Origin of the sequence: Clostridium hominis (assembly GCF_014287825.1) — a bacterium.
GTDB lineage: Bacteria > Bacillota > Clostridia > Clostridiales > Clostridiaceae > Clostridium > Clostridium hominis.
The window spans coordinates 118,330-131,469 of sequence record NZ_JACOOO010000004.1; the positions used below are offsets into that span (position 1 = coordinate 118,330).

Annotated in this window: 14 protein-coding genes and 2 pseudogenes; 4 read left to right on the plus strand and 12 right to left on the minus strand. The window is 28.3% G+C overall.

Going from position 1 to position 13,140, the window contains the following annotated elements; translation table 11 throughout:
• The first annotated feature begins 10 nt into the window (after window positions 1-10).
• Window positions 11-547 (plus strand): hypothetical protein, encoded by a 537-nt coding sequence (locus H8S20_RS02395; RefSeq protein WP_186859217.1) that lies wholly within the window; start codon window positions 11-13, stop codon window positions 545-547.
• 525 nt (window positions 548-1,072) lie between these two features.
• On the opposite strand, the gene H8S20_RS02400 is transcribed toward H8S20_RS02395, so the two are convergent.
• The 6 genes and pseudogenes from H8S20_RS02400 to H8S20_RS02425 all read right to left on the minus strand — a co-directional run bounded on the left by H8S20_RS02400 (window position 1,073) and on the right by H8S20_RS02425 (window position 3,604).
• Window positions 1,073-1,321 carry a spore coat protein gene (locus tag H8S20_RS02400; RefSeq protein WP_032119717.1) on the minus strand — a complete coding sequence of 83 codons (249 nt, stop codon included), beginning with the start codon at window positions 1,319-1,321 and terminating at the stop codon, window positions 1,073-1,075.
• Between the two features lie 12 nt (window positions 1,322-1,333).
• The gene (locus H8S20_RS02405; RefSeq protein WP_032119718.1) at window positions 1,334-1,519 is read right to left on the minus strand and encodes a hypothetical protein; all 186 of its coding nucleotides are present in this window, start codon (window positions 1,517-1,519) and stop codon (window positions 1,334-1,336) included.
• Between the two features lie 153 nt (window positions 1,520-1,672).
• Window positions 1,673-2,296 (minus strand): annotated as a pseudogene (locus H8S20_RS02410) (manganese catalase family protein).
• A gap of 311 nt (window positions 2,297-2,607) precedes the next feature.
• Window positions 2,608-3,165 (minus strand): annotated as a pseudogene (locus tag H8S20_RS02415) (manganese catalase family protein); the annotation flags it as partial.
• Window positions 3,166-3,179: 14 nt separating this feature from the next.
• Window positions 3,180-3,428, minus strand: coding sequence for a spore coat protein CotJB (locus H8S20_RS02420; protein WP_032119719.1), 249 nt, complete (start codon window positions 3,426-3,428; stop codon window positions 3,180-3,182).
• A gap of 20 nt (window positions 3,429-3,448) precedes the next feature.
• Window positions 3,449-3,604: a spore coat associated protein CotJA gene (locus H8S20_RS02425; protein ID WP_096902926.1), complete on the minus strand. Its 156-nt coding sequence runs from the start codon at window positions 3,602-3,604 to the stop codon at window positions 3,449-3,451.
• Window positions 3,605-4,007: 403 nt separating this feature from the next.
• Between H8S20_RS02425 and H8S20_RS02430 the strand changes: the two genes are divergently transcribed.
• Window positions 4,008-4,157 (plus strand): hypothetical protein, encoded by a 150-nt coding sequence (locus tag H8S20_RS02430; RefSeq protein ID WP_186859218.1) that lies wholly within the window; start codon window positions 4,008-4,010, stop codon window positions 4,155-4,157.
• A gap of 269 nt (window positions 4,158-4,426) precedes the next feature.
• On the opposite strand, the gene H8S20_RS02435 is transcribed toward H8S20_RS02430, so the two are convergent.
• The gene (locus tag H8S20_RS02435; RefSeq protein WP_032119720.1) at window positions 4,427-5,137 is read right to left on the minus strand and encodes an Ltp family lipoprotein; all 711 of its coding nucleotides are present in this window, start codon (window positions 5,135-5,137) and stop codon (window positions 4,427-4,429) included.
• Window positions 5,138-5,280: 143 nt separating this feature from the next.
• Between H8S20_RS02435 and H8S20_RS02440 the strand changes: the two genes are divergently transcribed.
• The gene (locus tag H8S20_RS02440) at window positions 5,281-5,424 is read left to right on the plus strand and encodes a hypothetical protein (protein ID WP_186859219.1); all 144 of its coding nucleotides are present in this window, start codon (window positions 5,281-5,283) and stop codon (window positions 5,422-5,424) included.
• Window positions 5,425-5,487: 63 nt separating this feature from the next.
• Here H8S20_RS02440 and H8S20_RS02445 read toward each other — a convergent pair whose 3' ends face one another.
• The 5 genes from H8S20_RS02445 to pilV form a co-directional block, all read right to left on the minus strand.
• The gene (locus H8S20_RS02445; protein WP_186859220.1) at window positions 5,488-5,649 is read right to left on the minus strand and encodes a hypothetical protein; all 162 of its coding nucleotides are present in this window, start codon (window positions 5,647-5,649) and stop codon (window positions 5,488-5,490) included.
• Window positions 5,650-5,669: 20 nt separating this feature from the next.
• Window positions 5,670-6,755 (minus strand): hypothetical protein, encoded by a 1,086-nt coding sequence (locus H8S20_RS02450; protein WP_032119721.1) that lies wholly within the window; start codon window positions 6,753-6,755, stop codon window positions 5,670-5,672.
• A 200-nt stretch (window positions 6,756-6,955) separates the two neighbouring features.
• Entirely contained in the window at window positions 6,956-7,759 is an 804-nt protein-coding gene (locus H8S20_RS02455; protein ID WP_051986961.1) for a peptidoglycan recognition protein family protein, read from the minus strand.
• A gap of 57 nt (window positions 7,760-7,816) precedes the next feature.
• Window positions 7,817-8,227, minus strand: a complete 411-nt coding sequence (locus H8S20_RS02460) for a phage holin family protein (protein WP_032119722.1) — start codon at window positions 8,225-8,227, stop codon at window positions 7,817-7,819.
• A gap of 547 nt (window positions 8,228-8,774) precedes the next feature.
• Complete coding sequence (gene pilV / locus H8S20_RS02465; protein WP_186859221.1) at window positions 8,775-12,017, minus strand: shufflon system plasmid conjugative transfer pilus tip adhesin PilV; 3,243 nt, start codon at window positions 12,015-12,017, stop codon at window positions 8,775-8,777.
• A 45-nt stretch (window positions 12,018-12,062) separates the two neighbouring features.
• Between pilV and H8S20_RS02470 the strand changes: the two genes are divergently transcribed.
• Entirely contained in the window at window positions 12,063-13,013 is a 951-nt protein-coding gene (locus tag H8S20_RS02470; protein WP_186859222.1) for a recombinase family protein, read from the plus strand.
• Window positions 13,014-13,140 lie beyond the last annotated feature (127 nt).

Genomic DNA, 13,140 nt, shown 5'->3' on the forward strand with positions numbered 1-13,140 from the left:
AGGGTTTTTAATGAAATTAAAATTTAATAAAACATTATTTGGATGGTCTATTGCTGATGAGCAAGGTATTATTGTAGCTAAAATTAAAAATAAAGAACTCTTAGGTCCAGCCAAAAATATCATAGATAAAGATGGTAATATAGTTTTTACAACAGATATAATAAATCTTCCTTCAAAAAATGAAGATTGGAACTGCGCAAATTCAATAAAATATATTATTTATCAAAAAGAAGATGAAATTGCAACTGCAACTTTTTCTTACGCTAAAACTCCTGAAAGAACTACTTTACAAAAGTTTGCCTTAAGACCACCTCAAATAGATATTATGGAAGTTGAAACTCCATACGGTCTTCTTAAAATTAAACGACAAAAAGATAATAGCATTTTAATTTATAAAGATGAAAAAAACTTAGGCATGGTCACTTCATTCTTTTCATTTAAAGCTAAATATCTTGAATTTATAGAAGAATACGAACCAACATTTTTAGCAAGTCTTTATATGTTAATAGACTATATGATGCATGAGGATGATTTAATTATTGTTTGATAAATAAAGGCTAAGCGAAGCTCACAGGTGAAAAGTCAAACTTTTCCCCAAAGTTCTTCGCACTTTATTTCAAAAGTTTCTATAAATTATTCATCTTAATTCTTTCTGCCAAGTCATTAACCTTAGCTTCAATAGTTTTTGCTATCTTAACAAGCTCTTCATCTGACTTTCCTGTTGGTAAGGGTTAATTAGTAATAAATTTATCATCTTATATATAGTACCATATATCAACATTGGAAATGTTGAAAATTCTTCTATTTAAAGTGAATAAACAATTTATTCTATGTCTATAATTTTAGATGATTGATGTTATTTTTCTTCGTTAATCCCCCCTAAGCTATTATAGCTTAGAATTATTATATTTCAATATTACCTTAAAGCTCCGCTGTGCTACGGAGCTTTTTGAATTGCAAAAAATACCGCATATTCATTTTGAATAATACGGTATATTAATACATCTTTAAATTATTGTTTAACTTAAAACATTACCTTTTAATATTAAATTCTTGATATTAGATTCATTTATTATCCTTGAGAAACTTGTTGCTTAACTGTAGCAATCTCAGTACTTGTTGCTTGTTGAGCTGGTATGTAGTATCCCTTTTCTTTAGCCACTTTGAAAAGAGCATATTGACGTATCTCATCTTGATCTCTCATAAGTTTAATTGTAGAACGTAACTCTTCATTTTCACATTGAGCAATTATTCCTCCATATCCTGCTAAGCTTGCATTTAATCCAGCAAGATAATCACTTATCATTTCTTTTTCTTGCATATTATTATCCTCCTAACTCAAAAAAGATATTAACTTTTCTTTACTTGCTTTTGCATCTTGCGCATCTTTAGCCAACATATTCTTTAATGTTGGATCAGTGCATTGTTGAGAATAAAACTCTAGCTTTTTCTCAATTGTACAATGAGCTCCAATTAAATGACGTAAGTTTTGTAATTCTAATTGATTTAAGTTTGCCATTATGTTTCCTCCAATCTAATAATTTCACTATTACTATTTTCTAAAACGAATAAATTTATTCACCTAAAGTTGAGATAGTAAGATAATATTCATATGAAATAATCTAATTTATCTTCTAGGATTTCCAAATGAAGGTGGAGTAGGGTTTGGAGCTTACTGTTTTGGCCCAGGTGTTGATAAATCAAAGTATAATTTTGAATCTTCTGTAACTCCAAAATCTTTATTTGATCCACTCTTTTGAACTTTATTTAGTGCTTCTCTAAATAAGTCATTATGAGCCTCTTCTCTATTTAACAGAAAATCTATAGTAGCTCTCACTTATTTATCTTCTATTTGTCTATATAAATATTCATATACTACCTTTGCTCTTTGTTCAGATGCAATATTAGATAGTAAGTCAGCTACTAAATCACCTGTTACAGTTACATAATCTGAAGTCCAAGGAGCCCCTGATGAATTAATAAGAACTAGTGATAGTCCACATTGTACATGCTTTTGTATTTCTCCATTACAAACCTCATTATTATTAACATCATGGCCATTTAATAGGTTAATAGTTTGAGCAACCATTTCCATATGACTTAACTCTTCTGCTCCAATATCTAAAAATAAGTCTTTAATTTCAAGGTCTTTTATTCTAAAACTTTAAGAAATATATTGCATTGCTGCTTTAAGCTCACCATTTCCTCCCTCTAATTGTTCTTGCATTAATACAGCATATTGTGGATTGGGTCTTTCAACTTTAACCTCATGTAATAACTGTTTTTTTGTGTTCAAACCTTAACATTACCTTCAAATATATTTTATCAATTTTATTATTTGAAATTTTAATTATTAATATTCAATCTATAACCATTCAATTTTAAAGTAAAAAATCTTATTAATTACTATCGAAATAAATTCCTTTAATTTTATTAAAAGTACCTTCTATTTATTATTTTTTACTTAATAAACAGAAGGTACTTATTATTTAATCATATTAACTTTTTTATTGTTTAATTAGATTATATAATTGAAGAATTATTATAATATACTGTATCTCTATTAGGAATATATAAACCTTCTTCATAATAAGCCTTGTCAGAAGTTTTATTACACTTATCTTGTACATCCATTAATGCCTCTCCAAATCTTTGGAAGTGTACAACTTCTCTTTGCCTTAAGAAACGTAAAATTTCTTTTATATCCTGATCATCAGTAAGATTAATTAACCATTCGTAAGTTGCCCTTGCTTTTTGTTCAGCAGCCATATCTTCATGAAGATCAGCAACAACATCATCTTTAGCTTGAATATAGGTTGCAGTCCATGGATTTCCTTGTGCATCAGCGTAATATAAAGCTCTACCGTGATCTGTATAATGACCACCTAAATCAGCTGCAACTAATTCTTCTTTAGTAGCGTTAGACATTAATTGATATATCATAGTAGCAATCATCTCAACATGAGCCATCTCTTCTGTAGCAATATCTGTTAATAATGCTTTTGATTTTCCAGTTGGCATTGTATAACGTTGATTTTGATATCTAAGAGCTGCACTTAATTCACCATCTGGTCCCCCGTACTGAGACATCAAAAACTTTGCCATTTTCAAGTCTTTAGATTTTAAATTTATTGGATATTCTAGTGTTTTAATATAATACCACATTAAGTTACACCCCCTTATTTATTTTCCCAAGGCCATGGATTAGATGTCCACTTTTCAGGATTTTCAATTGAAGCAGTACCAAAGTTAGTTAATGGTCCATAGCATTTTTCATATTTACAAACTAAAAAGCCTATCTTTCTAGAAAGTTCATTGTAATCATCTATAGCTTTTTGATTTGTTGGAAAGTTATCTAAATATAAATTTAGTTCAACTGCAGAAAAAATATATTTCATAATTTTATATAACAATTCATTTTCATTCATAATATCACCCCTATAATAATTTATTTTTCACTTTCTACATAAGGTCTATAAAGATCTCTAAAAATTGTTCCTATTTTTAAAGCAGTATGAGCTGGAAGTAAATTTTCATACCTTTGGGGTACTATATATGCCTTAGCATATTTATTATTTCTTATTAAATTATCCTTAGTACTCAATTTTTTAATCCTCCTCTAAAGTTTATTTATTATATACTATGTAGAATTTAATAAATAGGTTACATATTTTTTTGTAATATTTTTAATAAATTCCTTTCTTGATATATAAATAAAATTTAAATGCATATTTTTATCAAAAACGTAAACACTAAATGTGAATTAATCTCAAAAATTGATTATTCACCCTTAAAAGTTATTGATAAATTTATTGACTTATTAAAATCTAATAATGTGGAAGTTAAAGCTCTTGGGAGAGACGAGTATGTGATTAAGCTTTAATTTCTGCAAAAAAGAAAGCTAGATACTTTAATTAGTATCTAGTTTTTTATTTCTTACAATCAACTTTAATTAAATACATATATAATACATAATATAAATATCTATGGTAATAAAGATACATAATTTGAAACTAAAAGATATAAACAATCCTTTCAAGATGAGGCCAGGTGAAAAAATAATAAATCTAGATAGGTCTGTAGAAGTTTTAAAGGAAAATCATATTACTTTTACTCAAGAGCAGTATGAAGAAGCTAAAAGAAACTTGGATAAATAGTTGTAAGTTTATTTTATTTATAATGAATAAACCTTTTATTTAGTGTCTATAATCTAAATAGTATTTTTTATTTACTTTCTTCGTTAATAGTCCCTAAGCTATTTTAGCTTAAAGTTATCAAGCTTCAATACTCTCGAAAAGCTCTGTGTTACAACAGAGCTTTTTAAGTTTTAAAATAAAAACTACCGCATATTCATTTGAATAATACGGTAGTTTCATTAATTTAATATCTAATTTTTCAACACAATAACTTACATACTTATAATTTATTAATTTAAGTTATCTATAGCATATTGTGCTTCTTCTTCTGTAAATTTTTCACCATATTCTGAAATTAGTTGGTCGTATATTGCGCTTGGAGACATCGCCATAGTCTCTTGATATGATTTTGCCTTTTTCAAAGCGTTCTCGTTCCAATTGGCTTGTACATTATCTACAGCATATTGTGCTTCTTCAGCCGTAAACTTTTCTCCATATTCTGATATTAATTGATCATATACACCTGCTTTAGACATATCCATAGTCTTACTGTATGACTCTGCTTTCTTTAATGCATTTTCATTCCAATCTACTTCTAAATTATCTATAGCATATTGAGCAGCTTCAACATTAAACTTCTCTCCATAATCTGATGTCAACTGGTCATATATCCCCGCTTTAGACATGTTCATAGTGCTGGAATATGACTTAGCTTTCTTTAAAGCAGACTTGTATTCACTTGGAACGTTATCATCTACCTTGTCTTCTACCTTTTGGTTTTGATTTAATTCTACACTAGAATTACTAGTTCCACTACTAGTTGCGATAGAATCATTACCACCTGCTCCTCCTATTGCTCCAACTAGTATAAAAAATATTACTATCCAAAACCAAACTCTTTTGTATATTGGTTTTTTATTTTTTGCTCCACAACCTGGACAAAATTTAGCCTTAGCCGCTATTTCTTTCGAGCAACTTTTACATTGTGTCATCTTTGCCATTCGCTAACCCCTCCTCCTTTAAATATTTGCACTACTATATTAGACGATATATGTTCTACTATCAACATTTTCGACAAACCATCTGATATTATTTTATTTTTCGACAATAATTAATGATTTACTTTTAGGGGAGCATTGAGGATATGAACAGAAATACTAACGGTGAATTAATCATAAATGTAGATTCTTCTTCTTTAGAAACTATTGATAAGTTTATTGACTTATTAAAATCTAATGGTGTAGAAGTTAAAGTTCTTGGGAGAGATGAGTATGTAGTTAAACTTTAATTCTCTGCAAAAGAAAGCACCTAGAGTAATCTAGGTGCTTTTTTACATCCTTATCAAAAAAAATTATATTATTTTCTTACAAACCATTTCGTTACTTATAATATTAATATCATTAATAAGTTTTTTAGCTATACTACTCTTTGTTCTTCGAGGTAAGAATATCATTTTTTTAAATAAATATATTTGTATTCTTGTAACAAAAATCCTTATTCTTAATATAGTCATAACTCTCACCTCTTTCTATGTTAATTTGTTTCTAATTCCTCAATAGGCTCTCTATTAAGCTCTGTTGCTCTCAATAATTTTATTGGGATTACTTTATCTTTCATTTCCTTTATTCCTAGTTCTCTATCATCAACTGTTATAAATGGATTCAAGCTAAATAGCTTGCTTACATCATTCTCTAAATTTCCTAAAACATTTAACACTTTTTCATTGTTCGCTTCATTTAACCTCTTTATTTCTTTACTTTCTTCCGCTTCTTTAATTAATTTTAAATATTCACCTCTTACCTTTATCTGCTTCTCTACTTTCTCTAATTCTTTGATTTCTACTTCTAATCTAGCTTTTCTACTAAATTGCTCTGCATATATTTTGTAAGCAAATTCCAGTATAGGTTTAATCGTTAAAATAGTGGTAATACATCCTGCAACATATATTTCCAATGATCCTGATTCAACCCTTGTAAATTTTAATTTCTTCTCATTTTCCCCTATCAACATATTTATATTTGTATATATAGAGTTTATTAATGAAATATTTTCTATTAGTGATGTAACATTGTCATTCTCATTCATTAATCTAATTTTCAAACTACCATCATCTGATCTATCTTTTATTAAACTATTTTGTATTAATTCAACTTGATTTATATTACTAAGTACTAAATTATATTGATTTATTGTTCTTATTATAGTATTGTATGTATCTATCAATAACTGTGAAGTTCTTTCTTCTTCTGTACAAGATGTTAATTCATGAATAAAATCAGTACATAATAAGAAATCATCTATAAATATATTTAATCCAAAGAATATATATTGATCTTTTAACTCCGCTATTATAAAATAAGATTTTCTAAAATTTATTTTTCTTAAACTATTTATATACTCTTTGTACGAATTAGTAGTACTGTTTTTTAACTCTTTAGACTTAGTTAATGCTGGCTCATATCCTCCACTTATATCATTTCTCAAAATAATATCCGTACTACTCCTAATCCATTTACTTATAATATTGGTACTTCTCTTTAGCTCTTCTACTATATCTTTTATTTCTTTTAACTTTTCTTTAACTTCAATACCTTGTTTTTTTACATCTGATAAATTCATAATTACTCCTATTCTCTTTGTATTTCATCAAATATATGCTATAATAGAAGTATGTTTAATAGATATATTTGACGTTTGAACTCGTATTGATTAGCAGTCATATTTCGAGTTCTTTTTCTTTTATTTTACAATAAAATTGGTAAATTTGTCTATAAAATAAAAAAAGCTAGAGCTCCAATTACGGAACCCTAGCCTTTTAACTATTTCACTTTATAATTATCTAATTTACCTTTTCCTAGACAAATATCTAAGACCTTTTGAGCTGTTGTATATCTAGTATCTCCCTTAATTCTATGAGTAGTATAACCACTAAAGCCCATTGGAGTAGAATCTCCTCCTACTGCTATTAGATTTTCTGCAAAGCCTTTCCAGTTCATTTTTATTCTAGCATCAAATATTTGTGCTTGTTCTCCTAAGTAGTCTCTTAAATACTTTGCTGCTCTTTCATCAACGTCGTTTGTATAACAAATTGCATATTTCATTTTACATCTCTCCTCTTTATTTATATTTACATTATTATTTGTATTTGAACTATTTGAAGATAACTTCTCCTTAAAACTATTCCACCTGCTCCAATTATTCATGTTCCAATTAGGGCAAACCTTTGTTTTTCCACTAACCTCATAGTGTGTTCTTACATTTCTGATTGGAATGTTATATTTATCCATTAGATACTTAACTAATTCGACTGTATTACTTTCAGTTTTTTCACTTATTAATAACTGTGGATTAGGACAACACATTTCTATATTTATTGAGTTCTTATTATTAACTTCTGTTCTTGTATTTCCAACAGCCCAGCTTCCGTTATAATCTTCAACACTTTGCCAAATTGATATATCGTCTACAAAGTAGTGTGCCGAAGCCTGTCTGTCTCCATTGTAAAAGTAATCTACGTTATTTTTAGCAGTTCCTTTAGCTCCAACATAATGTAAAACTATATACCTTATATTATTTCCTTTGTAATGATTGTACGAACTTATTTTTCTTTGTATTGGTAGCATATTACCATCTCCTTCTAATTATTTTATTTAATATAAAAAGAGCCTTTCGGCTCTTTGTTAATCTACATATTCTGTTATATTATTTTCATCAAATCTTTGTAATGAATCTTTATTGGTATTAAATATCTCTAATCTTTCCTTTATTGCTTTTGGTAGTGGAACTCCACACTCTGTTAAGTTCTCACAAATTGATCCAGTTTCTTTATATATAAATAAACTCAATGTTAATCCACATAAAACAAATTGTAATCCTAATATCATGTCTAATCCTGTTACGAATACTATTCCTAATAGCTCTGCAATCCATCTAATTAGACCATCAGCCATTATCCTACTCTTATATTTTCTCTTATTTTTCCATGTTTTTAATAGTCCAGTTCCAAAATCTATGAACTTACATAAAAAATAAAATAATAATAATCCTACTACCGAAACTGGTAAAATACTTAACAAATTTCCATTTAACATACTTAATTCTCCTTTGAATATATTTTTGATTTTTTCATAAAATACTTATGAGGTTATTTAAATTCCTCTTTTTATATACGATAGGTTGCTGCTTCTTGTATTAGGCATCAATATAGCAACCTATCAGAGGCTTATTTGCACACCTAATATTATTATAAGATGTAGATTATATACTCCTTTCTACATCTTTTTTTTTTGAATAAATTTATAGAAACAGTACATAACATTACTGTATACTTTTTTATTAATATCTAAGTCTCTGTACAATATTCTTCATTAGCTTTATTTAAAAATTGTAATTTTTTTAATAAAGCTAGGCTATTACAACTTAATAAGTAATGAAAAGAGAGCCTACTTAATAGACTCTCTTTTTTATTTAATTTAATGTATATTACTATTTTTATTTGATAATAATATTATTGTAATTTAAAATTTAATACTATAACTTTAGATGTAGTTTTCAATCTACTTACTACATCTTAATCATCAAATAATAGATACAGGTTTAACTTATACATACTGCTTTAGATTCTGTGTCTATTATTTTTTATACTATTAATTTCTTTATTCTTTGTATTTCATTTTGTTGATATTGACACACTTGCCATAATAGAGAAACCATTGCATAAACATCAATGCCATCTGTTCTGCTGGGTTGTAATATATCCAAAGCTTCATCAGTTAGATCATCAAGTATCAATCCAATATGATTATCTATCGATACAATATTATCATCTAATACATACCCTCTATCTCTTGCTTCTAAATTTAATTTCTCTATGTCTTTCCTTTCATTAATTAAATTATAATGCTTTATCTTATTATTCATTAATATATCAATAACTTTATTATCTTCTAAGCTCTTTATATTTTCTTTAACCTTCTTTTGAGAGTTTACCACAAATACGCTGGCACATATTCTGCTATAAGCACTATCATTGTAATTTCTACATTGTATATCAGAATGTGTTCTTAACCACTTAAGATATCCAGCAGAACCACCGCCTATAGATATTCCTCCATGAGTATTCTTATCAGTCCATACTTTCATACTTCCTGCTCCATAGGCATATATTAACTCTCTCTTAACCTCAAATCTTGAAGTGTATGAAGTTGCCCCATTTGCCCAATACTCTATTACTGGGAATGCATAAGAGCTACTATCTGCCCCTATACCATACATAGCTTGGTGATTATATCTAAATAACTTAAGAGCCTTCCAATTACTATTATTCTCTATTGTTACAATGTCATTAGACATAGATACATTTCCCGCTTTCACTGTGTTAGGAGTATAAATACTTTTACTATTATATGCTCTAATCCAAGTGGTATCTGTCATATACCAACCGCCACCAAAATCTTGGAAGTATATTCCCCTTTGTCCATAAGCTCTAAACCACCCATTGGCATAAATATCCCTAGTATTAAGTCTATCATTTAATGTAGTAGTTCCTGTAACACTTAACTCTCTAGTTACATTTATACTACCTTTCGCATATAGATTACTTTCACAAGTAACTCTACCTATACTACCATTTTCACTTGCACTTAACACAAGTCCATTACTTCCAACAGCATCGAAATATATCTTTGCCCATTTAGGACTTCCTAGTAGATCATTTTTAAATAATATGTTGTCATTTCCAATTACAGTATAGATAGCATTTTTATTAAAGTTACTATCTGTGATAGCTATTTTACTTCCTACAATACTTAATCCATCTGTAGCCGATAACTTAGCTACATTACCAACATTAAGAAGTTTTCTAAGGTATAAGTTACCACTGGTATCCCCCTCTAACATCATATTCCCACTAGCATCCCTTATTCTTATAGCTCCATTATTTACAGTGAATCCATTTTTATCTGTTATTGTTGATACAGTATTAAGTACAGCTCCATTAGCAAATAATGAACTAAGCTCTCCTGTTAAATCTCCTACATCACTAAGGTCATATACTGTTGCACTAGCTAAGTACCAAGTTATAGGTGCTGTTCCTCCATTCAGATAAAAGAATCCTGTACTTGAAAAACTTCCACTTGTTCCACACTGTACCTTATAAACATACTCCTTATAACTTCCAGTCCCTTTATTGTCAGTTATCCATCCTTGCTTATTTCCATCACCTAATGAGTTTGTTGCAAATGCTATTGGTAATCCCTTTGGTACTTTAGCTGTAAACTTATATATAAATATAGCATTAGCTCTAGTTTGATTACCGAAATAAAATCCTCCATGACCAGGATTAGCTCCTGTTCCTGTAGTTTTTATTTCTAATATATGAGTTGAAGTTGTAGGACAATCAGAAGGTTTTGAAATTCTATTAATTGTTACTACCCCATTATTGCTGTTATTATATACTCTTACTCCATTTAATCCATATTTGAAAGTAGGATCTATATAAAGCATCTTCCCTGTACTTGTTATACTAGAAGTTGTAACTGTGTTTATAATAGCTTCTGCTGTTATTTTCTGCTCTGCTGATGTAACTCTATTTTGCAAACTTGTTATATTTCCATTTATAGTAGCAACTGAACTTTCAACCTTTGAAACTTTTGAACTAATCCCATTTACTGTAGTTTCTATACTGGCCACTTTATTGTTAGTGTTTCTAATTTGAGTATTTAAAGATGATATATTATTTTTATTTGTTGTATTATCTGTCTTTAATGAGCTAATATCATTCTTTGATGTATTTAAACTTGCATTTATATTAGTAACATTGGTCTCGGTGGAACTTACCTTTTGTGTTATTCCATCTAAATTAGTATTTAATTCTGCTACCTTATTTTTTGTAGTAGTAATCTCTGCTGTAACTGTATTTAATTTAGTATCTACAGTTGTTATATCCGATTCTATATCTTCAATAGGTACAGAATATCCTGTTTGCTTATCCCCTTCTTCTACTTGTATATCCCAAACATTAACTGTATATTGTGTAGTGGTAGCTCCTCTATTGGGCTGAATATATACATTTCTATTTCCGCTTTGATTAGTTGCAGTAAACTCAACTCTAATTTCGTGTATTTCTTCATCTTGTGGATACAACATACCTCCAGGATAATTGTTGGTATTATACGTTCCATCTAAGTAAACCTTAATATACCCGTGAGTATTATGTCCACCTATTCTATTTATAGTCCCTGATACCTTTCTCATTTTAAAAGATAAAACATATTTCCTGTTTGACTTGAACATATCGGCATTTAATTGCAATCCAGCACTGTTATTATTAGAACTCCAAGTATATTTATTTCTATCTATAATGGGAGTTGTACCGTGTCCTGTTATATATCCTTTTTTAGCTAAGTTTCTACCACCAATTTGTAAGTTATCAAGATTGTTTGTTACTGCAGTTATATTATTATTTGCTGTATTCATTTGTCCTTTCAGAGTAATAATATTACTTTCTGATGATGCTACCTTTTGAGATATCCCATTTAAATTTTGTTCAAAAGTAACTTGTTTACTTTCTACTAGTTGGACCTTCCCACTAAGGCTTGAAATATTACTGTTTGCTGCAGTTATTTGACCTTGTAAGTTAGTAATATTAGTTGTATGACTTCCAACAGTTGAATTTAATCCATTTACAGTTAGTTTTAAACTTGCATATGTATCCTTAAGCTTTTTAGTAGTTCCATCTTCAACTATACTTGTATCACTAATTAATGCTTCTATTTTCCCTTGTTGAGCTGTTATTTGAGTTGTATTAGTTTCAATTCTGTTTTCTACATCTTCTGGAGCTTCTGTAAAAGCTGTATCCTTACTACCTTCTTCTAATTTCAAACTATGAAATGTAATATCAAAATTTGTCTCTCCATAAAAAACAAATTGAGAGTCAGCACCGAGGAACAAGCTCTACGCGGTGATTCTATAGAAGCGCAAAAACAAGCACTTAGTGACTATGCTGAAAAGAATCAATATAGAATAATTGATTACTATATTGATGATGGATTTACTGCTACATCTTTAAATAGACCCAATTTACAAAGATTACTTAATGATATAAAAGAAGGCAAAATAGATTTAGTTATATTTACAAAAATAGATAGATGGTCAAGAGGAGTTAGGAATTATTATAAAATTCAAGATGTACTTGATACTCATAAAGTTCACTGGAAAACCATCTTTGAAAATTATGACACTTCCACTGCTGCTGGTCAACTGCATATAAATATAATGCTTTCTGTAGCTGAAAATGAAGCAGCAGTTACCAGTGAGCGAATTAAGGCTGTATTTAACAATAAAGTTAAAAATAAAGAAGTTATAACAGGTAAAGTTCCTAAAGGATATAAGATAGAAAATAAAAAATTAGTTATTGATAAAGAAACAGTACACATAGTTGAAAATATTTTTTCACATTTTGAAACTCATCAATCTAAAAGAGCTACTATGAATTTTTTAAGAGATGAAATTGGAGTTAATTTATCCTATAAAACTATCTCAAATATGTTAAGCAATTCTTTATACAATGGTGAATATAGAGGCATTGTCTATTACTATCCTTCAATTATAGATAAAAAAAGATTCGATAAAGTACAACTACTTTTAAAAAGAAATATCTCTAGTAATACAGCTAATAGGGTCTATTTATTTTCAAGTTTACTTGTATGTAGCTATTGTAATCATAATATTGGTGGATTTAATACAAAGCATAATGATAAATTTTTCTTTAATTATAGATGTAACTTTAATTACTATAGAAAATTATGCGATAATAATCGTTGTATAAGTGAAAAAAAACTTGAAAAAAGGTTATTGAACAATTTAAATTACAACTAAATGATTATATAGTAGATAATGACTTTAAAAAGAAAAATAAGCCTAAAAAAAGTAATAAGGTTGAAATAGAAAATAAAATAAAGAAACTTAATGACTTATATATAAATGATTTTATAACATTAGAAGA